Source organism: Vibrio sp. OPT18 (assembly GCF_015163615.1).
Lineage (GTDB): Bacteria > Pseudomonadota > Gammaproteobacteria > Enterobacterales > Vibrionaceae > Vibrio > Vibrio coralliirubri.
The window spans coordinates 192523-213880 of sequence record NZ_JADDYK010000048.1; the positions used below are offsets into that span (position 1 = coordinate 192523).

General features: G+C 44.6%; 19 protein-coding genes and 1 pseudogene. 9 read left to right on the top strand and 11 right to left on the bottom strand.

Annotated elements, in window-relative coordinates:
• The 4 genes and pseudogenes from IQQ51_RS27015 to IQQ51_RS11835 all read left to right on the top strand — a co-directional run.
• Positions 1-454, top strand: a pseudogene (locus IQQ51_RS27015) (1-pyrroline-5-carboxylate dehydrogenase); the annotation flags it as partial.
• Between the two features lie 184 nt (positions 455-638).
• Complete coding sequence (gene putP / locus IQQ51_RS11825) at positions 639-2129, top strand: sodium/proline symporter PutP (RefSeq protein WP_193841219.1); 1491 nt, start codon at positions 639-641, stop codon at positions 2127-2129.
• A gap of 274 nt (positions 2130-2403) precedes the next feature.
• Complete coding sequence (locus tag IQQ51_RS11830; RefSeq protein ID WP_193841175.1) at positions 2404-3294, top strand: helix-turn-helix domain-containing protein; 891 nt, start codon at positions 2404-2406, stop codon at positions 3292-3294.
• Positions 3295-3415: 121 nt separating this feature from the next.
• The gene (locus IQQ51_RS11835) at positions 3416-4324 is read left to right on the top strand and encodes a hypothetical protein (RefSeq protein ID WP_416222610.1); all 909 of its coding nucleotides are present in this window, start codon (positions 3416-3418) and stop codon (positions 4322-4324) included.
• 615 nt (positions 4325-4939) lie between these two features.
• On the opposite strand, the gene IQQ51_RS11840 is transcribed toward IQQ51_RS11835, so the two are convergent.
• Entirely contained in the window at positions 4940-5110 is a 171-nt protein-coding gene (locus IQQ51_RS11840) for a hypothetical protein (RefSeq protein ID WP_019823299.1), read from the bottom strand.
• Between the two features lie 278 nt (positions 5111-5388).
• On the opposite strand from IQQ51_RS11840, the gene IQQ51_RS11845 reads away from it, so the two are divergent.
• Complete coding sequence (locus IQQ51_RS11845) at positions 5389-5877, top strand: Lrp/AsnC family transcriptional regulator (RefSeq protein ID WP_004732526.1); 489 nt, start codon at positions 5389-5391, stop codon at positions 5875-5877.
• A gap of 110 nt (positions 5878-5987) precedes the next feature.
• Here the strand turns inward: IQQ51_RS11845 and IQQ51_RS11850 are convergent, their stop codons facing one another.
• Both IQQ51_RS11850 and IQQ51_RS11855 read right to left on the bottom strand, forming a co-directional pair.
• Positions 5988-6692 carry a DUF445 domain-containing protein gene (locus IQQ51_RS11850; protein WP_193841176.1) on the bottom strand — a complete coding sequence of 235 codons (705 nt, stop codon included), beginning with the start codon at positions 6690-6692 and terminating at the stop codon, positions 5988-5990.
• Positions 6693-6978: 286 nt separating this feature from the next.
• Positions 6979-8829: an ABC transporter ATP-binding protein gene (locus tag IQQ51_RS11855; protein WP_017061194.1), complete on the bottom strand. Its 1851-nt coding sequence runs from the start codon at positions 8827-8829 to the stop codon at positions 6979-6981.
• Between the two features lie 586 nt (positions 8830-9415).
• On the opposite strand from IQQ51_RS11855, the gene IQQ51_RS11860 reads away from it, so the two are divergent.
• The gene (locus IQQ51_RS11860) at positions 9416-10390 is read left to right on the top strand and encodes an arginine deiminase-related protein (RefSeq protein WP_193841177.1); all 975 of its coding nucleotides are present in this window, start codon (positions 9416-9418) and stop codon (positions 10388-10390) included.
• 132 nt (positions 10391-10522) lie between these two features.
• Here the strand turns inward: IQQ51_RS11860 and IQQ51_RS11865 are convergent, their stop codons facing one another.
• The 6 genes from IQQ51_RS11865 to IQQ51_RS11890 all read right to left on the bottom strand — a co-directional run bounded on the left by IQQ51_RS11865 (position 10523) and on the right by IQQ51_RS11890 (position 16446).
• A complete protein-coding gene (locus IQQ51_RS11865) occupies positions 10523-11155 on the bottom strand; it encodes an esterase/lipase family protein (RefSeq protein ID WP_048610139.1) in 633 nt (210 codons plus the stop codon).
• A gap of 134 nt (positions 11156-11289) precedes the next feature.
• Complete coding sequence (locus tag IQQ51_RS11870; protein ID WP_193841178.1) at positions 11290-12129, bottom strand: helix-turn-helix domain-containing protein; 840 nt, start codon at positions 12127-12129, stop codon at positions 11290-11292.
• A gap of 114 nt (positions 12130-12243) precedes the next feature.
• Positions 12244-13059, bottom strand: a complete 816-nt coding sequence (locus tag IQQ51_RS11875; RefSeq protein ID WP_193841179.1) for a GNAT family N-acetyltransferase — start codon at positions 13057-13059, stop codon at positions 12244-12246.
• Positions 13060-13204: 145 nt separating this feature from the next.
• Positions 13205-14827 (bottom strand): phosphoethanolamine transferase, encoded by a 1623-nt coding sequence (locus IQQ51_RS11880; RefSeq protein ID WP_193841180.1) that lies wholly within the window; start codon positions 14825-14827, stop codon positions 13205-13207.
• Between the two features lie 233 nt (positions 14828-15060).
• Positions 15061-15630: a porin family protein gene (locus IQQ51_RS11885; RefSeq protein ID WP_193841181.1), complete on the bottom strand. Its 570-nt coding sequence runs from the start codon at positions 15628-15630 to the stop codon at positions 15061-15063.
• A 252-nt stretch (positions 15631-15882) separates the two neighbouring features.
• Entirely contained in the window at positions 15883-16446 is a 564-nt protein-coding gene (locus tag IQQ51_RS11890; RefSeq protein WP_416222611.1) for a porin family protein, read from the bottom strand.
• Positions 16447-16810: 364 nt separating this feature from the next.
• On the opposite strand from IQQ51_RS11890, the gene IQQ51_RS11895 reads away from it, so the two are divergent.
• Positions 16811-17350: a hydrolase gene (locus IQQ51_RS11895; RefSeq protein WP_193841183.1), complete on the top strand. Its 540-nt coding sequence runs from the start codon at positions 16811-16813 to the stop codon at positions 17348-17350.
• Between the two features lie 53 nt (positions 17351-17403).
• Positions 17404-17946, top strand: coding sequence for an AAA family ATPase (locus tag IQQ51_RS11900; RefSeq protein ID WP_193841184.1), 543 nt, complete (start codon positions 17404-17406; stop codon positions 17944-17946).
• A 110-nt stretch (positions 17947-18056) separates the two neighbouring features.
• Here IQQ51_RS11900 and IQQ51_RS11905 read toward each other — a convergent pair whose 3' ends face one another.
• Both IQQ51_RS11905 and IQQ51_RS11910 read right to left on the bottom strand, forming a co-directional pair.
• Positions 18057-18920, bottom strand: coding sequence for a MurR/RpiR family transcriptional regulator (locus tag IQQ51_RS11905; RefSeq protein WP_017062019.1), 864 nt, complete (start codon positions 18918-18920; stop codon positions 18057-18059).
• 158 nt (positions 18921-19078) lie between these two features.
• Positions 19079-20353 carry an amino acid deaminase gene (locus IQQ51_RS11910; RefSeq protein ID WP_193841185.1) on the bottom strand — a complete coding sequence of 425 codons (1275 nt, stop codon included), beginning with the start codon at positions 20351-20353 and terminating at the stop codon, positions 19079-19081.
• A 176-nt stretch (positions 20354-20529) separates the two neighbouring features.
• On the opposite strand from IQQ51_RS11910, the gene IQQ51_RS27025 reads away from it, so the two are divergent.
• The coding region (locus IQQ51_RS27025; protein WP_228012828.1) for an amidohydrolase family protein at positions 20530-21358 on the top strand (829 nt) is incomplete at its 3' end.

Here is a 21358-nt window from a genome sequence, read left to right on the forward strand (position 1 = left end):
GGTGATTGTTGATGATTGCGAAGAGAAGCTGCTGGCACTGCAAACTGCAACAGCGATGATTACTGCAGCACTATTGGCAGGTAACAGCGTTCAATTGTGCAGTGATGACGTGCAGTTCAATACCTTAATTGCTGATGCCGCGAAACAAGCGAATCTACCAACCAACTTAGTACAGGTTTCCTCGTATGACGCTGCTCAGCAGCTGCTGTCTTGCGATGTACGAAGTGCAGGTTACGTGGGTAATTCACAAACGGCACAAGCTATCAATTTACAGCTTGCTAAGCGTGACGGTGCAATCGTCGGTTTAGTGGCTGAAACGGATCTGGCGACAATGAATGTTGCTAATGATCCACACCTATCGCTGCGCTTCATTACCGAGCGTACGCGAACTATAAATATAACAGCCGTGGGCGGTAACGCGACCTTGCTCGAACTTGGAAGCGAAGCTCACTAACCTTCAGTAAAATTGGCTCTAAGCACTTTTGGTTTCTCCATTGTTGGTTCTTTCCATTTTTGGATTTAACCCATCGTGCTTTAGAGCCTGAATACCTAACTCAATGCATTTGCTTGCCTTACGGTGAGTGCCTTGCATTGAATTAGGCATGGAAGGCTTTCTACAAAATGAGGACTATCAAATGATAGAAAACAGTTTTGCAATAACGACGACGTTCATTGCGTATCTAATTATGATGCTAGCGATCGGTGTTATTGCTTACAAACGTACATCTAACTCAACTGACTACTTCCTAGGTGGTCGTTCGTTAGGCCCATGGCCTGCTGCACTTTCTGCTGGTGCATCAGACATGAGTGGTTGGTTGCTACTTGGCCTGCCTGGTTACGCTTACGCTGCTGGCTTTGAGGCATTCTGGCTTGCTGGTGGCCTACTGGTTGGTACTTGGGCAAACTGGTTAATCAGTGCTAAACGCCTACGTACTTACAGTATTACAACTGAATCACTGACGCTGCCTGAGTTCCTATCTCGTCGCTTCAACGATAACTCTAAGCTGATCCAAACAATTTCTGCTTTCTTTATCCTTTTATTCTTCCTTTTCTACACAAGCTCAGGCTTGGTAGCAGGTGGTAAATTGTTTGAAACGGTATTCGGCCTAGATTACACAACGGCGGTAATTATCGGTACCGTATGTGTGGTTTCGTACACCCTGTTTGGTGGTTTCCTAGCGGTATCTTGGACTGACTTGGTTCAAGGCCTACTAATGTCTGCTGCGCTATTGATTGTACCAATCGCAGCAATGAACGGCGGCCTTGGCCAGTTATCTACAGACCTTCATAACATCAACCCAGAGCTACTCACGCTATGGAATGATGCGAAAGGTGAGCCTCTTTCTGCTATCGCGATCATCTCGCTAGCAGCATGGGGTCTAGGTTACTTCGGTCAGCCACATATCCTTGCTCGTTTCAAAGCAACGCGTAGCAATAAAGACCTAACAACCGCGCGTCGTATCGCGGTGGTATGGACTGCACTGTCTATGATTGGTGCAATGCTGGTTGGTCTTGTTGGTCTAATCTACGTGACGAACTCTGGTGCACCTAAGCTAGACGATGGCGAGAAGATCTTCATGCTTCTTGTGAACGCGATGTTCCACCCAGTAATCGCAGGTATCCTACTGGCGGCAATCTTAGCGGCAATCATGAGTACTGCGGATTCACAACTTCTTGTTTCTTCATCTGCAATGGCAGAAGATCTGTATAAGCAAGTTCTGAAGAAAGACGCTACGTCAGAAGAGATTGTTCGTGTAGGCCGTTTCGCGGTTATCCTAATCTCTTTGATTGCACTTGTACTAGCGATGACGCCAGACAGTTCAGTACTTGGCCTTGTGTCTTACGCATGGGCTGGTTTTGGTGCTGCATTCGGCCCAGCTATCGTATTGAGCCTGTACTGGTCTCGTATGAACCGTAACGGCGCTCTAGCGGGTATCGTGGTTGGTGGTGTGACGATTGTACTTTGGAAACAGTTCACGGGCGGTTGGTTCGATGTGTACGAAATCGTACCGGGAATCATCCTATCGACTCTTTCTATCGTTATCGTGAGTCTAATTACGGGCGAGCCTGAAGGCGAAGTTAAGAAGCAACACGCTGAGTTCGAGAAGAACCTCGTTGAGCTAGACTAATTTACATTGTAAAACAGATGTTAATTAGCAAAGAACGTTAGCTAAAAAGAAATTGAAAAATAAAAGCAATAGAGTCACTTCGGTGGCTCTATTTTTTTGCCTATATCTAAATACTTTGACCTTGTGTTGCGTCTGGCAAGTTGAGTGTATTGAGCATGTTTACCTTGTTGGTGAAGCTGGCTAAGTCATACTTCTAAGCTCGGAGCATTTCAGTTCCCACTGCGATACATTACTCTTGCTAAGAGCAGTTAAATAGATGAATAGGAAGTTAATAGTGCCTCAAGTAATCCCGAATATTGGCTTTAACCATGAGAAAACGGCGCAAGCTGAGTTGGAGTTGGTGCCCTTGTCTCGGCTCTATTCAGAAAGCAATACTAACCACGATCCTCAATTGCCACATCGTGTCAGCTTCTTCCTGATTCTGTTTATCGAGCAAGGCTCAGGCTCGCACATGGTCGATTTTGAGGACTACTCTTTTAACCAAGGGAGCGTGTTGTTCATTCAAAGAGAGCAGGTGCACGCCTTTGATTTTAGTAACAAGCCACAAGGCACTGCGGTTTTGTTTACTCAAGCGTTCTTAGACAGCGTTCACGCTAATATGAAGTTGCCAAACTACACGCCTACTCATTTGAACAAGGCGCACTCAGCATTGTTGTCACTAGACGAGTTCCACCAAGAGCGGACGCAAAGTATTATTCAGCAAATTATGACGGAGCTGAATCAGCCAGAATCCGATCCCTTGATTGTGATGTACTTGTTCTCAGCACTAGCCCTGATTCTTCATCGCCTGCGACCAGAAGTGAAGCAAGACGCCTTGAGCTTGCAACAGAACATTAAGTTTGCCCGCTACTTTGAGCTTCTTCAAAACAACTACCTGCGCGTGCGCGATGCAAACTGGTACGCCAATCAAATTAACACCACCTACAAGACGTTGAACCAAGTGTGCAAAGTCGCAACGGGGTTAACTGCCAAGCAGATCATCGATTCTTTTACCGTTTTAGAAATGAAGCGTCAGCTGGTGGTAACCAATGTTACGTCTCAGAAAATGGCATCGGATTTTGGGTTTGAAGACGCCAGTAATTTCGTTAAGTACTTTAAAAATCATACTCAAATGACGCCGAGTGAGTTTCAAAAGAAGTATTCCAAGCCCTCACTCTCTGAATAGCTAGTAGGTCGACACGAATCATCTAAGGTTCGATATCTACCATTTTTCTGCCTAAATCCACTCTGCCGTGAGCCTCTTTCGTTGACTAATATAGTTTCCAAGCCAACGAGAGGACTCAATAATGAAAACAATAACCAACGCATTCCCAACAGCAACATTCAAAGCAGCTGAATCTAAAGCGACGAAACTCAAATCAACACTACTCACGGCAAGCGTACTCGCAGCCTCTATGATTACCGGCACGGTTGCAGCACAAGAGCTGTCTATTCAAGAAAAAGCGGTAGCGGTCATTTCGAGCATTGAAACGGGCGACGCAAAAGCGGTGAGCTACATTAACCCTGAAAAATACATTCAACATAACCTAGCGGTAGGTGATGGCTTAGCGGGCTTTGGTGAAGTATTACAAATGCTTCCAGAAGGTTCAGCGAAAGCACAAGTGAAGCGCTCATTTCAAGACGGTGATTTCGTCGTAACACACACTGAATACAACTTCTTCGGCCCTAAAGTCGGCTTTGACGTGTTCCGTTTTGAAGAGGGGCAGATAGTTGAACATTGGGATAACTTGCAAGAAATTGCCAAGCCAAACGCAAGTGGACGAACTCAATTAGATGGTGCGACTAAAGTCGTAGACCTCGAGAAAACGGATCAAAATAAACAGCTTGTCGATGGATTTGTCAAAGACATCCTGATCGGAGGTGATATGGCGAAGATTAATAACTATATCGACCATGAAGACAGTGCTTACTTACAGCACAACCCAGGTGTAGCCGATGGCCTAAGCGGTTTGGGTGAAGCTTTGGGGGCGTTAGCGGAAGCGGGCATGCCAATGCTTTATACCGCTAACCACAAGATTTTGGGCCAAGGTAACTTTGTGTTGTCGATCAGTGAAGGCCAGTTCATGAATAACCACGTCGCTTTTTATGATCTGTTCCGTGTTGATAACGGCAAGATCGTTGAGCACTGGGATACCATCGAAACCATTCCTGCACGTTCAGAGTGGAAAAATGACAATGGTAAATTTGGCTTTTAAACCTAAGTGAAATTGAAGCAAATATGACTTATTTAAGCGGTACTTTCATCGAGGAAGTGCTGCTTTTTTATTGCTCAATTTGGTGGTTAACATGGGGGAGGTACTGTCGTTATAGGGTTTTACAATGTAAATTGAAACCGAGTGAACTAGAGAAATTGCATGGAAGAGGTTGGACCTTTATGGCGTTTGATGTCAAAAAATGAAACAGAAAAATGGCTATTTTTTGAACTTGGCGCTCACTTTTGTGATTAGCTCGGTGAATTGTTGAACTGAATTGGACATGATGTGTCAATTGTCAGTAACCACTAAAGACCTATAGGACAAAGGTATGCCAGATCTCTATTGCAAAGGATGTAAAAAAACAACACTACATAAGTCTATAATGAAACGTTGTGAGTCAGAGCCCGAGACAACTTCTGGCCGTATGATGCAATGGACATCAAAGCTATTTAGTGGAAATCTGTATTACGATATGGAAACTCAGCACTTCTGCCGCACGTGTAACTGCCGTTGCGAAACAGGAAGTACTGTGCCCCAAGTTGGTTTAGCTTAACTTACAGTAAGCGCTCACTAACTTAGATCAAAAAACCTCCGTTTTAGGAGGTTTTTGCGTTTCTATGCGGCTTTGAGTGCTAGCTCAGCATCAATGGCGTCGCCATCAATCTTCACATCCCAACCGTAGTTTGAGTACTCATTTGCTAGTGCTTGAGCAACATCTTTTGATACCGTTACGTGTGTCCATGAACCAATACCGTAAGGTTTATATGCGAGTTCTTGCGTTTTCATAATAGAGTCATCCTTTCTCTTTGATAATTCTATTATTCACTTTGGCCTATATGCTTTCTTTCGTTTCCGGCTCAACTTATTTGTTAATCGGGTCATTTCTATAATAATTTGTTAATAACCAGAGTTTAATTTATAAGGGTTGTTATCTATTTGTATGTATTTATATTTGGTGTGAATATCATCTGTGCATTTAGTTTTTAAATGTGTGAGCGAGGTTTTCTTCGATTGCTGTTGGTATGGAATATACTGAGCGGAATTTAGAATGTTTAAGGAATGTTATGTCTCAGCATCAGCTCGATCGTATCGATAAAGAGATACTAAGAATTCTGCATATGAAAGGGCGTTTACCTGTTGTTGAACTGGCAAAACAGGTCAACCTTACGACGTCACCTTGCTCTGATAGACTCAAGCGATTGGAGAAAGAGGGCTACATCACGGGCTATCATGCTGAGCTTTGTTCAGAAAAGCTGGGACTCGATGTTCAAGTCTTTATCCATATCCGTCTCGATCAGACTAGCTTTTCGATCTTCGACAAATTTGCCCAAGCGGTAGAAATGATGCCTGAGGTGGAAGAGTGCTACTCACTGTCGGGTGACTTTGACACCATGATCAAGGTTCGAGTGAAAGACATGAAGGCGTATCAAGCGTTTATGGCAACGAAGTTGGGTACTCTACCTGGTGTGATTCAGACACGCAGTGAAGTGGTGATTGAAGAGCACAAAAAGGGCTTTGGTGTGAACCCTGAGTTGTTGGCAACTCTAAAATAGTGGCCTGCTTTCGCCTTACCAAGGTGATTTAGATATAAAAAATGGAAGCTAATAAGCTTCCATTTTTTGTTGAGCGTCAGATAAAGAGCAATCCGATAAACGTGTTCGGCTTACAGCGTAATGGCCGCAGAGATTAAGCCAATCACACCACCGAAGACACCGCCCCAAACCACAAGCCAGCCAAGGTGTTTCTTGATCATGGTCTGAACCATCTCTTTAACCAGCTTAGGTGTCAGTTCATTCAAGCGCTGATCGATGATCGCCTCAATGTTCTCTTTAATTTCATCCATCATCGCAGGCGATTCTAGCTCGTCTTTGATGGCATTTTTTACAGAGTCACTCTTGCTGATTTCAATCACTGATTCTTGCATCTTCTCAACAAACGGCGCTTTCATTGGCTCTAGTGCTTCTATGCCACCAAACATTGCCAACATACCGCCAAACTGAGAGTTCTCGATAACATGCACCAGTGAGTCGAATGCAGGGTTAAAGTCGATCTTCTGAATCACAGGCTCTAGATTGAGCGACTTTCCTGTCATCTCGCTGCTTAGGAAGCGATCGATGTTACTTTCTGTAAAGAATTGCTCCATCATCAGTTGCTTGATGGCTGCCTTGAACTCTTCAAAGCGCGCTGGAATCACGCCAGAACCGTATAGGCAGGGTACTTTCTCGAACAACATGTGAATCGCAAGCCAGTTGGTGATGGAACCAGAAAAGGCGAATAGGCCAGCGTAAAGCAAGTATTGGTTTGCTGTCGCATAGCCGCCAGCAAGCAGTGCTAACGCAATAACGTTAGTTAAGACACTTTTGTTCATGGTTGATCTCTAGAAAGAATATTGCGCGCATTTTAAGAAAAAAACGCCAAGAAAAAAACAAAAGGATCGATGAAGTTTATTGGACAGGTAGCAAAGAGCGCCAAATGGCAGGCATAAAAAAGGCTAGCCTCCCCCCGAAGTCTAGCCTTATTCCAGAACGCGCAAGCGAGGCGTCTTTGGTGTTAATGTCATTATATAATTACGACATAACATTCTGCCATGTGTAATTTACCGCTAATAAACAAATTGGTGTGAATCACATCGCACTTTTAAAATAGAACAAAAATTAAGCGTTCGTGGCTTGCTCAAGGTCATCGGCAATGAAGCCACCGGTCTGGTGGTTCCATAGCTGCGCATAAATACCATTCTGGTTAATCAGCTCTTGGTGCGTGCCTTCTTCTACGATATTGCCGGCATCAAGCACGATCAGACGATCCATCGCTGCAATGGTCGACAGGCGGTGTGCAATCGCAATAACCGTTTTGCCTTCCATTAGCTCAATCAAGCTCTCTTGAATCGCGGCTTCTACCTCAGAATCGAGTGCAGAAGTTGCTTCATCGAGAACAAGTAAGGGAGCATTTTTCAAAAGAACACGCGAGATAGCGACACGTTGACGCTGACCACCAGAAAGCTTAACGCCACGTTCACCCACTTGAGCATCGTAACCAACGTTGCCAAACGGGTCGGTTAGCGTTTCGATAAACTCATGAGCGTGCGCTTGCTTGGTTGCGGCGTATACCTCTTCGTCTGATGCCTCTGGTCGACCGTAAAGAATGTTGTCTTTGATCGAACGGTGCAGCAGTGAGGTATCTTGGGTCACCATACCTATGTTGCTACGCAGAGAATCTTGAGTAACGCTCGAGATCTCTTGGTCATCAATCAGGATGCGACCACTTTCTACATCGTGGAAACGCAGCAGTAAGTTAACTAGGGTCGACTTACCTGCACCCGAACGGCCAACCAAGCCCACTTTTTCACCCGGTTTGATGTTGAGGTTTAGGTTGTTGATCACACCCTTATTCTCACCGTAATTAAAGCTCACGTTATCGAAGTTGATACCGCCTTGTGGAACGTCCAGAGGCTTCGCGTCTTTCTTGTCTTCGATAGCGATAGGTTTAGATAGGGTTTTAATGCCATCAATAACCGTACCTAGGTTTTCAAACAGACCACCGATTTCCCACATGATCCATTTCGACATGCCGTTAATACGCAGAGCCAAGCTGACCGCAATCGCGATCGCACCTACGGTGATTGCGTTGTCTAACCATAGGTAGATAGAGATACCCGCAATGCTGAATACCAATAGATAGTTAGCGAATTCAACGCAGATGTTGAAGCCAGTAACCAAGCGCATTTGGCGATGGACCGTATCTAAGAAGCCTTCCATGCCTTCTTCGGCGTATTCGGTTTCTCGCTTGCTGTGTGAGAACAGTTTCACGGTGGCGATGTTGGTGTAGCTATCAACAATACGACCTGTCATCAGTGAACGAGCATCCGCTTGCTCTGAAGAAACGTCTTTTAGTTTTGGCACGAAGTGCAGTTGAATGCCGATGTAAACGAAGAGCCAAATCAGCATCGGAGCCATCAAGCGCCAATCTGATTCAGCAAGCATGAACAGCATCGCCGTGAAGTAAACCGTTACGTAGACGAACACATCAACCATTTTGGTCACGGTTTCACGCACCGCGAGCGAGGTTTGCATCACTTTAGTCGCGACACGTCCGGCGAAGTCATCTTGATAGAAGGACAGGCTTTGCTTCAAAAGGTAGCGGTGCGCTAACCAACGGATCGACATTGGGTAGTTGCCCAGCAAAGTTTGGTGAAGCAATAGCGAGTAAACACTGATCAAGATTGGCATCACAACCAACAGCAGAATACCGAGCCCCATCAATGTCGACTCGTTGTCTGCTAAGAAAGTGTCTGGGTTGCTTGTTGATAGCCAGTCAACCAATTGCCCCATGTAACCGAACAGCGCGACTTCGATGATCGCGATGGTCATGCTCATCAACCCGAGCAAAATCAATGGTTTTTCGAAACCTCGAGTGTAATGGCGGCAGAATGCCAGTATGCCAGTAGGAGGTTGTATCGGCTCTCCCTTTGGAAAGGCTTCAGTAAAGCCTTCAAATTTCTTGTACATAGATTTCCCTTTATAAACTAGTGCATCTATAAGCGACTGCATCGTTGGTGCAGCTTTGTTTTTATGGTCTTGATTTGAAATTTAACTGTCTTAGTTTGAAATTATATAAGCGCCCATGGGTTCTTATCAGTATTAAGTCATTCGATGGATTTTGTTCTAGCGCCTATTTAGGCACTTGGCTTTAAAACACTAAAACTTTGTCTAAGCTATGCAGGAAAGGTCCAAAGAATGTCTTTCATGACGCTTATTTTAGATTGAATTAGACAGGAAAAGTTAAGCTTATTTCAAACGTAATTGATTGTTATGCAACGGTGATAATCCTAACGTTAAATGGATTAAATTGTAATCAAAACTCGTGATAGGCGAGAAAATGGAATCAGAATATTTATCCATAAAGTAACTTAACGAATATGCATACAGTTGGTTCTTTCTGATGTGCTGTTATCTTGCAGTAAAAATTACCGATTAATCTAAGATCTGCAGTAATTGTTTGGGATAAATATTCAAATCATTATTCTTTTCAGTGAATCTTTTCGTAACAAGTTGTTTACAATTCTGAAGTAAATAAAAGATAGGGACGGTCGAAATGTTAAACCTACACAAAAAATCACTTCATATTACTAATGTTCAAAACGCCAATTGCGTTGTTATGGTGCCGCCAAAAGAGTTTAAATTTAACGAAGAAACGGCACGTGATAACGAATTTCAGCACAGAGTGAATCTGACCGAAGCTGAGGTGAAGGTAGAAACGATGGCTGAATTTAAGGCCATGGTCGCTTCGTTGCGTAAAGAAGGTGTGCAAGTTGTAGAGTTTGATTACCCAGAATTGGGCGTTGAAACGCCGGATGCTGTTTTCCCAAACAACTGGTTCAGTACCTGCAGTGATGGAAGTTTATTCACGTTCCCTATGGCGTGTGAAAACCGTCAAAATGAAGTTAAGCCAAGTGCTCTTATTGAAGCGTTAGAAGCGTCGGGTCGTATTGTTAACCACAGCGAGTCTCTAGAGTCTTACATCGCGCAAGGTTCTTATCTAGAGAGCACGGGCGTGATGGTTATCGACCATATCAACAAGACCATCTATGCTGCGCTTTCTCAACGTTGTGACCGCGAAGTATTGGAAGATTACGCAAAGCGCATTGGCTATTCTCGCGTGGTCTCTTTCCAAACGGCATTACCGTCTGGCCAGCCGATTTACCATACCAATGTCATGATGGCGATTGGTGATAACTTCTGCGTGATCTGTGATGAAGTGATTCCTGAGTTTGAACGCCGCTTTGTGGTGAAGTCGCTTGCTAAAGATAAGCAGGTTATCTCTATTTCAATCGATCAGATGAACCGTTTCTGTGGCAACATTCTGCAACTGGATACTGTGAATGGCGACAAGGTGATCGCGATGTCTCAATCGGCTTACGATGCGTTTTCTCCAGCCCAGTTAGCTCAGCTTTCGACACATGGCAAGCTGCTACCATTTAACGTGAAAACGATTGAAGACATTGGTGGTGGTTCGGTGCGATGCATGTTGGGTGAGGTGTTCCTACCAACGCGAGTAAATCGTCTGTAACAAGCACTCACTTCCAGCAATGAATTTTTGAATACCACTCTTATCGCAGAGTGGTATTTTTGTTTTTATCTATCACAAATAAGAGAACAGAGCTCGATACAGGAGTCAACGCTCAAAAGCTAACGGAAAAAGCTATGAAGCGTCCTTAAAAGCTCGGTGTTCAATGAACTGAGCCGACAGTGTTACGACTTCTTTGGAGTAGACAAGCGCCGTGTGGTTGAGTTTGAGGGCGTAAGTATCCGTTGCTCCTCTCAGGTTGGCGTCTTCGAGTGTGACTGTGCCATCGCCAGGGTTTCTTCCCAGAACAATACGTCCGACTCCGGCGTCGTAGGTACCCGTAATGACGCCAATCGGCACATCAATATCGTAGTCACCCAAGCCATCGCTTAAGATCATTTTGCTCGAACCAAATATAAATCCAAGCCCATGATTCGACAGTGTTTTGGCGATAGTTGCCCCATTGTGCGGCGTGCCTGCGGTAATAATGCAGGTGTCTGCAAAGTCGGGTTGGTAGAACTTAAAGTAGTGGCGAATCAGCAAGCCACCGAGTGAGTGACCAAAGAAATAGACCTCATCGTACTCATTAAAGCGAGCATTCACGAAGCGATTGAGGCGTTTGGCTGCAGAAGGGAAACGCAGCGAGTTGTAGGCAAATTTGTGCGTTGTAAAGCCGCGTTTTTTGAAGTTTCTATCCAGATATTGCATGATCAACGCAGGCATATATAGACCATGAATTAAAACTATATGTTTGTTTTTATTATTCATTTTTGTCCTCCGTCTGATGATGTCTCCAGTATATTTAGTCGCAAATCTAAACTCAATAAAACTTGCTACTAATGGGACACAAAAGGCAGAGGTGTAAGTTATAAACAGAGCGTTCGTTATAGAGCAAGGTTGGGTTAGTCCGATCTCACTCCACCATACACATCTATGGTTAATCCGCCTTGTTTAGCGTAAGTATTAGGTGTTAGACCGATGGTTTTCTTTAGGTAACGAATCAGGTGCGGTTGGTCGCTAAACCCAAATTGAAAGGCGACGTCCATCCAGTCGATGTCATCCAAATTTCGCTTATACAAGTATTCCAACATCGCTTCGAGTTTGTTCATCGATTGGCACTGTTTTAATGTCAGCCCTGTTACCTTGTTGAAGCTTCTTTCTAAAGTCCGTTGCGAGCAAAACAGCTTGTCTCCAAGCTCTGCAATCGGTGTTGTACTAAGCACTTCTAACACCTTGCGTGTGAGTTCGCTGTGCCTATCCGTTTTAGCTGTCGATAACCAAGGCAGCAGTAAATCATCTAACTGCTGACAGCAGGCCTCAGCATCGGTTTGAGCGAGCTTGATCAGCGACATTGCTTCGGCATTAGGATTATCTAACAAACTCGCGAGATCGATAGGGTTGACACTGTCTAGGCTGGGGTATGGACAGTCTGGAATATCTAACGTGTACAAGGCTCCGACATGGAATTTAATACCTAGGTGAACAAAGGGCTTTGAGTGATCCAATTCGATGGCTTTATGGTGTGGTAACAGCAGATGGCAGCCAACGCCTTGCTCGATTTGTTGCTCAATCGTGTAGTGATATGCCTGCTCGCTTGGCGATAAGATCAGGTGAGCCGATGGATCGGGATTGAGTATCGGAAATTGATGAGTTTGAGCGTCGGGCGTCTTTTCAATTAGCCAGTAGCAATCAATGAACTGAGCGACTTCAGCGGATTTTGGAGACTGTAACCAATTGATCATTAGACCTTCTATTCGAAATGACTGCCATCCGCAACTATATGTGTATATCGCTGCAGGTGACAGTTTTTATCTGTATCTATTGTTAGAACTGAACTTTCAGCTTAGTTCTGAAATTTAGTCAAAATCAAACTGCAAGATACGATGTTTTGATGGTAATCCTGCGCGTGTGATGGCCTTTTGCGCGCCAATGTTGCTGCTTTCTGTAGAACAGATAGCTTCTAACCCTTGGCTTTTAGCGAGCTGCTTTAGAAAGTTAAGAACACGCGTGGCTAAGCCTTTACCGCGTTCTTGCTCAGCGACAATCATGCCTAGGTCGGCAAACTGCGTTTGGTGTTCATCAAATTTCCGACATTCTCCTGTTGCGAGAACATTGTTATTTTCCCAGTAGCCCCATAGCTCTTGTCGAGCAATTAAGTTGCTGTAGTAACCGGTCAGCCACTCTTTTGGTGCGCCAATTGCTGATGAAGCAAATTCGACTAGTTGATCGAGTTGCTCTTCCTTCGCGAGAGTCATCTCGATGTTTTCAATGCTGTTTTCGACGGCTGTTGGACGCTGGCGAAACATCAGTGCGTTGACTTTGAAGGACTCAGTATTGTCCAAGCATAGTGACAGATATTGTGGTTCAGCCGTGCTCACGAATGCGCCTTTCACTTCACCAACCACAGAGCTGTTGTTTTCTACGATTAAGGTGAACAAGTCTGCAATATTGGTGTTGGCGGTTGGTGCTAGATAGAATTGAAGTAAGTAGCCTTCACCATTCAATACGCAATAACCGACAAGCTTGCCGTTTTCGTAAAAACCAAAATGGTCAGACATTGGTACAAAACCGAAATGCCACATGCCATCGAGTGGAGCTGTTGACTCAGCAAAGTAAGCCGTTTTAAGTTCGCTCAAGTCGCTAAGTGTTGTGATTTTTTTGATGTCTAACATCGCGTTAATTCCTGTTGTTTCAATAGCTGCAAGTGTAGGCGACTGCTTTAAGAAGGTATTGAATAAAAGCGACAGTTTTGGCTAGAAAAAAGGGACTCATAAATGAGTCCCTTTGGTTGGAATAAGTATGGGTTGCTCTTTGACGCTAGCGACACGCAGCGAAGATATCTTGGTTCTCTCGGTATTCTTTGGTTTGTACATCCATTAGGCCAAGCAAAGAGTCGAACAGGTTGTCTTGGGAGAAGCTCTGTTCTTTGCCTGCCTTTCTTAAGCAGGTCTGGTTTATCCCTTTCTGCTCGGCGAAACCATCAGACATCCACATGATCATAGGCACATGGGTTTGCTCTTTCGGTGCCAATGAATAAGGCATGCCATGTAGGTAGACGCCGTTTTCCCCTAAAGATTCACCATGATCGGAAATGTACATCAGCGCCACGTTGTACTTATCGGTGAGTTTCTCTAGTTTCTGCATAGCCTGTGAGAGAAAGAAATCCGTGTACAAGATGGTGTTATCGTAGGTGTTAACTACTTCTTCTTTGGTGCAGTTTTCAATATCGGCGCGAGCGCAATCAGGCGTAAATTTCTTATGTTCTTCTGGATAACGCTCAAAGTACGTTGGGCCGTGGGATCCCGAAATATGATAGAAAATGATGCTATCTTGCTTGAGACCTTGTGTATCTTGTTCGAAGTTCTCTAGCATCGCTGTGTCGTAGCATACGTCTTTATTGCACAAAGGATCGCTGTCTTTGGCTACGAGCGTCATCTCTTTGATTCGGTGTGCGACGGCTTTGTCTCCACCATCATGCTCCCTCCAAATAGAGTGAATGCCCGCGCGGTTCATAATGTCGACCACGTTATCTTGGTTGTAGGCCTTGTCGCGATCGTAGTTGCTGCGATTCATGTTCGAGAACATGCACGGCACAGAAACTGCAGTGGCTGTTCCGCACGACTGAACATTAGAGAAAAATATCGGGTTATAAGGCTTGGTATGAGCGTTGGTTTCTCTCTCATAGCCATAATATTGGTAGTTATACACGCGAGCGGTTTCGCCAAGCACAAACACCAATAAGGTCGGTTTGGTTGCCGATTTTGCTTGTGGTTTGAGTTGAGCATCTAATCCCAATTCTTGATAGGGGATGGGCTGTTTGATGTAGGTGTTATTGATGTATTTGACCGTTGATGCCACATACTCGGTCGGAATGATCATCTTTTTGATGTGCGAATTATTACGACCAATCGAGACATAATCTTTGTAAAACAGCCCGGCAATAATCGCAATGGCAATCAAGGAACAGAGCAAGCCAATCGATTTCCAGACCAAGAAATCCTTCCAAGATTCTTTTTTAAGTTTGGTAAACAACAGGATGATCGATGGAATACCGCCCATAGCCAGTAGCCATAAGATCGAGTGACCACTGATATAACTGGCTGCTTCACCGCTATTGGTCTCAAACACATTCTCTATCATGCCGTAGTCAACGAATATGCCGTAATTGAACATGCTGTAGCTGACTAAGGTTGAGGTGATCAGCAATAAGATGAAAAACGGCTTAGAGAAGATAGGCCAGTTGAAGACTTGGAAGATGAAGTTAAAGGCAGCAAGGAAGAAGATCGGAATGGAGATAAGAAACGCAATGCTTTCAGATTTCGATGCCTGAACAATACTAAACAGTTCTTGGGAGAGAGGGATGTTGACGACAAGCAGATAATACACGGCCAACACAAAAGGCAGCTTGTTTATCGACATGTTTAAGCTTGGTAGATTCATAGGTCTTGTTTTCCTGCGTCTCTTATCCCTTTATTTTAGTCTCGCTACCAAGAAAGCTCTAATATCAACGCATAAAGCTCAATAAGTGATGGTGAGCGATAAACCGGCTAAAGTGAAATGACGCGATAGGGCGTGTAGAAACAAAAAATTCACTTTACTGAGTGACCTTCATGACAAGGTGGAACAGCAAAGTGAATTAGTATGTTCAGCTTATTCTATGTGGTTCAATCACATTAGAAGTTGTATGAACCACCGAAGCTAATGCTGTTGAAGGCAAGAGTGTGGTCGTCTTTATAAGAACCGTTATAGTTCTCAACGCTTACCGCATCTGCTTGTGAGATTAGGCGCAGTGTTAGGTGTTCGATTGGCGTGTATTCAACACCAACACCAAAATGGAAACCGGTACCGCTATCGTCATCATACAAAGCTGCGCTATTTGCATGTAGATCAACAGAACTTAAACCAGCCAATACGAATGGACGGATTGTGTTGTCGAACGTATAACCTAGGTTTGCAGATACAGATACAGAGGTCGGCGATAGTTTGGTAGTACCCTGCTTGTAGTCTGCGTAATCGTTGTAGCCAAGTTCAACACCAACGATGCGGTTGAATTGGTAGCCGCCGTATAGGTTGTAGCCCATGCCATCTGAATCTAAGCTACCGTGGCCGTCTGTATCAGAATCTTGGTAGACACTAAGTCCGCCACCAATGTATGCACCGCCATCAGTACCTGCAGCTAAAGCTGGAAGAGAAACTGCGCTGATTAAGCCCAGTGCTAATGCTGATTTTGTTATCTTGTTCATCTTTGTTACTCACTCTGTCATGTCTTCAAATGTGATTGTCGGTCACTGTCGATTTTTAATCGTTGTTGGTTTTTGGCCTCTCGACCGTTGTTGACAATTATCCCTGAGTCTTTTGCTCATTACTGTATGGCTTTGTAAGCTGAATCGTTACATAGATACAAAAATTCACTTTACTGTGCTGCCTTATCACAGGGCAGAGTAGCAAAGTGAATTTGAGCTACTTATTTACGACGTAGTCGTTTGGGGAGAATATTAGAAGTCGTATGAACCACCGAAGCTCACACTGTTGAATGCTAAAGTATCGCTACTGTATGTCTTGCCACCAATCGTATTATCTACACTTACCGCATCAGCCTGAGAAATAGCTCGAAGTGTTAAGTGTTCGATAGGTGAGTATTCAACGCCGACGCCAAAGTGGAAGCCAGTGCCGCTGTCATCGTCAAAACCAGAACCACTACTTGCGTTTAGGTCTACGGAACTCAAACCTGCTAATACGAATGGTCGAATGGTATTGTCGAATGTATAACCGAGGTTTGCTGATACAGAGATAGACGTCGGAGATAGGTCTTCGTAGCTATTTTTGTAGTCTGCGTAATCGTTGTAGCCAAGTTCCACGCCAACGATACGGTTGAATTGGTAGCCGCCGTATAGGTTGTAGCCCATGCCGTCTGAATCCAGACTTGGCGCGCCATCAGTATCCGAACCTTGATAGGCACTCAGTCCGCCACCTACGTATGCGCCACCATCGATACCTGCTGCAAAAGTTGGAAGTGAAACTAAACCGATTAAGCCGAGTGCTAATGCTGATTTTTTCATGATAATACCTTGTTTACTCATCCTGTGATGTAAATCACGGTATCTCTGATAATTGATTTATAAAACCCTCACAAATGAAACCTATTTTTTCATTGATATCGTGATTGTCTTCGGTCCTTGATTTATCAAGGGGTAACAGAGAATTTTTTGGTTATATTGTTTATAAATAAAATTCATATATTGACAAATGGTTAAATTTGCTAAATAAAACGATGTTTTTTAAGGTTGGAATGAGTTCGTATTTATCTAACTAATTGAAAAATAAAACATAAGAAATATTATATTTGTTTTATTGTAGTATTTATTGCGGTGTTTATTGAGAGTAAAGCAGTACGCTGATTCTAATGATGACAAGGAGAGTTGGATGTTAAACAGAGCAAACACAGGTTTGGTGGTTGTGGACGTGCAAGGTAAGCTCGCACGCCTTGTTGATGACAGCGATGCGCTGATTGCTAATTGCGGAAAGTTGGTTCAAGGAGCGCAGGTTTTGGGTCTGCCAATTATTCGTTTGGAGCAGAATCCAGAGAAGCTAGGTGCTACGGTCGACGAGCTGAATGACCTGCTGAGCGATGCTAAGCCGACATCGAAATTTACGTTTAACGCTTGTAACGAGCCCAAGTTTGTTGAGGCAGTGCAAGCTAAAGATGTTGATACGTGGTTGGTGTGTGGCATTGAGGCTCACATTTGTGTCTATCAAACCGCAATGGGGTTGTTAGATCTTGGGTACAAGGTTCAGGTAGTTGGCGACTGTGTTAGTTCGCGAACGGCACTCAACAAGGATCTGGCAATCCGTCGACTAACCGATGCTGGTGTCCAAATTACGGGATTAGAAATGAGCTTGTACGAGCTAGTGAAAGATTGTCGCGCACCAGAATTCAAGCCGATCTTAGGCTTAATTCGTTAACTTGGGTTTCGTTACGGCCCGATTCGTTAATTTTCCCTTTTGAAGAGGTTTGTTTGAATAATCTAATCGTATTTACCGGTGGTCCGGGCTCAGGAAAAACCTCGGTTATCGATGCATTGAAAAGTCACGGCTATCGCTGCGCACCAGAAGTAGGGCGTAAAGTCATTCAGCACCAAGTAGCACGACAAGGGAGTGCCTTGCCATGGTTAGATAAAGTGGCTTTTCGTGATGAAATGGTGCGAGAAGAACTAGCCAACTACCAAGCGTTCGAATCGAGTGAGCAGCCGGTTTTCTTTGATAGAAGTATCGTTGATTCATACGGTTACAGCTTGTTGGAATCTTTGCCGATTTCTGAATCTCTGTTGAATCAATGCAATGAGCTTGAATACAACAGCAAGGTATTTATCTTCCCGCCATGGGATTCGATTTTCATCAATGACGAAGAACGTAAACAAGACTTCAATGAAGCGATCGCCACTTACGAAAAGATGGTGACAGCTTATACCCAGTTTGGTTATCAGCTGGTGGAAGTGCCCAAGTTATCTGTTGAGGAAAGAGTCGACTTTATCTTAGCTTCGATTGACTCAGGCGAGTGATTTCCAGAAAAGCCACAACTAAAAAAGCCCCGCAGTATCGACTCGATTGAGTGAATACTGCGGGGCTTTTTATTCAAATCGACTAGTTGATGACTTAGTCGTCTTAAACATTAATCACCGAGAGGCTGTCGGTCGCCCCCACCTCGGTAGGAATCTAACGCAACCTTCAAACGACGCAGCTTGTCGCGCGAACGATTCTTATGATTGACTGCGATCCCCATAGAAAGCACATCCACTAACGCCAACATGGCGTAGCGAGAAGCCGACGGTTTGTAGATGAAGTCAGTTTCCATATGCTTGATGGGTAGCAAGATATCGGCAATTTTTGCCAGCGGTGTATCTTGTGGCGTAATCGCGATGATCTTAAGTCCATACTGCTTAGCCAGCTCTGCGGTTTCAGTGATCACAGGCGTGAAACCGGTCGCGGAGATCATCACCATCACATCATTGGCATCTGCTGTCGCAGCAACCATGCGTGACATCAAACCATCGTTGTACGACACCACGGGATAGCCCAAACGGAACAGTCGGTGTTGCAGTTCTTGAGAAGCGATGGTCGAGCCACCACCCATGCCGATAGCGATGATCTGTCTGGCGTTATGCAGCCAGCTGACTGCGGTTTCAACGTCTTGCTCTTTGAACAAGGTGCGGTTGATGTCTAGGCTCTGCTTGATCGATTCGTAGATACCTTGATAACCCGTTTGGTCAACCGGTTCGAGAATAAAACGTTGGCCGACTGTAAGTGTTTGAGCAAGCTTTATCTTCATATCACGTACGTTGCTACAGCCGATAGCCTTAGCAAAGCGCGTAATGGTGGCTTCACTCACTTGAGCGCTTTCAGCAAGCTCTGTGATGCTGGCATTGGCAGCAAAATCAATGTCGTCCATGATCAGCTTAGCGACTTTTTTCTCTGCATCACGAAGAGCGGGAAAACGCTCCGTTATCTGTGAAATGATATCTACTTCTAAACTCAAGAATCCTGATCCTTTGTTGATGGGGCTAATCGATATTACCTAGTTATTAAGAATCTAGCTCTTTAGCTTTTTATGAGCACTAATCCATTTAAAACTAAGCCTTAGCCCCGTTAGTATATCTTATTGCTTCGCTGATTCTAGCTTATCGAATATTCAATTTAGAAGCAGGTTTCCACCCAGTTTGTTACCTGATGGTCGTCATCGCTGATGGCAATGTAGCGCCATTTATCGAAAGTTAAACACGGGTGTGAAGTTGAGAATGCAATCATGTCGCCCACTTCAATTTCAGAAGAGCCGTCCGTTTCAACAAAGGTATGCTGGTCCATCACGGCGGTAGAGGTTAAGCCTTTCACTGAGATAGCTTTGCCATTGCGATAGCCGCGTTCGGTAATAGGTAAACCCGCATCAAAGGCCACATCACGCTTGCCTAACCCAACCACTAATTTGGTAGGCTCCGGACGAGATATTACATACGCCCATACCTCAAGTGCCGATTCCAGATCTCCACCCAATTCACACGCGTAACCTTGGTTTACTTGGGCACGCTGCAACACTTTGCTTTGAGCGTCTAGGTAGATCCCTGTGTCGTGAATGGCATAACAGCCCGGGCGGATGATCGCCAAGTAATCGGTTAGGTTCGCTAAACATTCTGCAACCACGTCATACCAAGCAGAGCCGGCACCCGTGATGATAGGTTGCCCTGCAATTAGGCCATCTGATGTGAGGCTTTCGACCGAAGTCAGCGCCTGTTTCAAGAAGGTGCGAATGTCTTGTTCTGCGTTGTCACCGTGAATCACACCCTCATACACCTCAATACCCGCGAGCGAAAGGGCAGGTGTGTCTTGGATGGTTTGAGCCAGTTCTAGAACTTCTTGTGGTGAACGACAACCACAACGACCGCCCGGCACACCAAATTCGATCAGTACTTTTAGTGTCTGCTTTGTATTAGCGAAATATTGGCTAAGTTGCTGCACGTTTATCGATGAATCCACACAACAGTAAAAGTCGACATCAAATTCACTGATCAGCTGTTCAACGATCGCCATGTTGGTTTTACCCACCAACTGGTTGGCCATGATGATTCGTTTTGCACCCGCCATAGCGGCAACTTCTGCTTGTGCAGGTGTCGCTACTGTAATACCCCAAGCGCCATTTTCTAGCTGCTGGCGGAAAAAAGCAGGGGTCATTGATGTTTTGCCATGCGGTGACAATTTAACCTGATGGTGATCGGCGAATGATTGCATCCAATTCAGGTTATTGGTCAAGGCAGATTGTTTGATAATTGCTACCGGAAGCGAAATATCTTCATCAACCAGTCGGTAAATACCGTTCTCAGATTGTGATACTGCTCTCCCTTTTTGGCCTTTTTCAGTCAAGACGAAACTATCTTTTTGATACTTTATAACATCTTTTTGTGCAGGGTTATGTTTCATTGCTGATTCCTAACATGATTTAAGTTGTTGTTATTTAATGTTTAAATATATCTGTAATCTAATTTGTGGTAGAAACTATCACACAAATTAAAATATTATGTGTGTTTTGTCACTGAAAATAATCGGCTGGATTCTTAATATAGCTCCATCAACACAGTGGATTGAGAGAGTGAAAAATGTTGTTCGATACGATAATCAAAAATGTAGAGGTGTTTGACGGCACCGGCGAACAATCGTTTTGTGCCGATGTAGCAATCCTTGATGGAAAAATCGCCGAAATTGGTCAAATCGATCACGAAGATTGTGGCCAGTTGGTTGAGGGAGCAGGCTTAGCATTGGCTCCTGGATTTATCGATGTACATACACATGACGATACCAACGTAATTCGTTACCCAGACTGCCTACCGAAGATCAGCCAAGGTGTGACAACCGTGATTGTTGGCAACTGTGGCATCAGCGCATCGCCAACGGTTTTGGCTGGCGATCCACCTGACCCAATGAATCTTTTAGGTGAGCAGGCTGATTTTAAATACCCAACTTTTTCGGCGTACGCACAAGCGGTAGAGCAAGCTCAACCCGCAGTAAACGTAGCAGCGTTGGTTGGCCACACCACACTGCGTAACCAAGTGATGGACGACCTGCAACGCACCGCAAACGAAGATGAAATTGCAGCGATGCAAAGCAACCTTGATTTAGCGATGGCGCAAGGTGCATTAGGTTTGAGTTCAGGTCTTGCTTACGCAAGTGCGAAACAAGCGAATGCCAACGAAGTGATGCAGTTAGCAAAGGTACTGTCTAGCCACGGCGGCATCTATACCACGCACATGCGTACCGAATTCGAAGAGATCTTAAGCGCGATGGAAGAAGCGTTTGAGACAGGACAATACGCGAAAGTGCCAGTTGTTATCTCCCACCTTAAATGTGCAGGTGCGGGCAACTGGGGCAGAACCGTTGAAGTGCTTGATTTGATGGATAAGGTTTCTGAGCACCAAGATGTGTCTTGTG

What these genes read in the sequence shown, in the direction of transcription:
- IQQ51_RS11835 (WP_416222610.1), top strand. Translation starts at nt 3,416, where the DNA reads ATGAAAACAATAACCAACGCATTCCCAACAGCAACATTCAAAGCAGCT.
- IQQ51_RS11840 (WP_019823299.1), bottom strand. Translation starts at nt 5,110, where the DNA reads ATGAAAACGCAAGAACTCGCATATAAACCTTACGGTATTGGTTCATGG.
- IQQ51_RS11845 (WP_004732526.1), top strand. Translation starts at nt 5,389, where the DNA reads ATGTCTCAGCATCAGCTCGATCGTATCGATAAAGAGATACTAAGAATT.
- IQQ51_RS11850 (WP_193841176.1), bottom strand. Translation starts at nt 6,692, where the DNA reads ATGAACAAAAGTGTCTTAACTAACGTTATTGCGTTAGCACTGCTTGCT.
- IQQ51_RS11855 (WP_017061194.1), bottom strand. Translation starts at nt 8,829, where the DNA reads ATGTACAAGAAATTTGAAGGCTTTACTGAAGCCTTTCCAAAGGGAGAG.
- IQQ51_RS11860 (WP_193841177.1), top strand. Translation starts at nt 9,416, where the DNA reads ATGTTAAACCTACACAAAAAATCACTTCATATTACTAATGTTCAAAAC.
- IQQ51_RS11865 (WP_048610139.1), bottom strand. Translation starts at nt 11,155, where the DNA reads ATGAATAATAAAAACAAACATATAGTTTTAATTCATGGTCTATATATG.
- IQQ51_RS11870 (WP_193841178.1), bottom strand. Translation starts at nt 12,129, where the DNA reads ATGATCAATTGGTTACAGTCTCCAAAATCCGCTGAAGTCGCTCAGTTC.
- IQQ51_RS11875 (WP_193841179.1), bottom strand. Translation starts at nt 13,059, where the DNA reads ATGTTAGACATCAAAAAAATCACAACACTTAGCGACTTGAGCGAACTT.
- IQQ51_RS11880 (WP_193841180.1), bottom strand. Translation starts at nt 14,827, where the DNA reads ATGAATCTACCAAGCTTAAACATGTCGATAAACAAGCTGCCTTTTGTG.
- IQQ51_RS11885 (WP_193841181.1), bottom strand. Translation starts at nt 15,630, where the DNA reads ATGAACAAGATAACAAAATCAGCATTAGCACTGGGCTTAATCAGCGCA.
- IQQ51_RS11890 (WP_416222611.1), bottom strand. Translation starts at nt 16,446, where the DNA reads ATGAAAAAATCAGCATTAGCACTCGGCTTAATCGGTTTAGTTTCACTT.
- IQQ51_RS11895 (WP_193841183.1), top strand. Translation starts at nt 16,811, where the DNA reads ATGTTAAACAGAGCAAACACAGGTTTGGTGGTTGTGGACGTGCAAGGT.
- IQQ51_RS11910 (WP_193841185.1), bottom strand. Translation starts at nt 20,353, where the DNA reads ATGAAACATAACCCTGCACAAAAAGATGTTATAAAGTATCAAAAAGAT.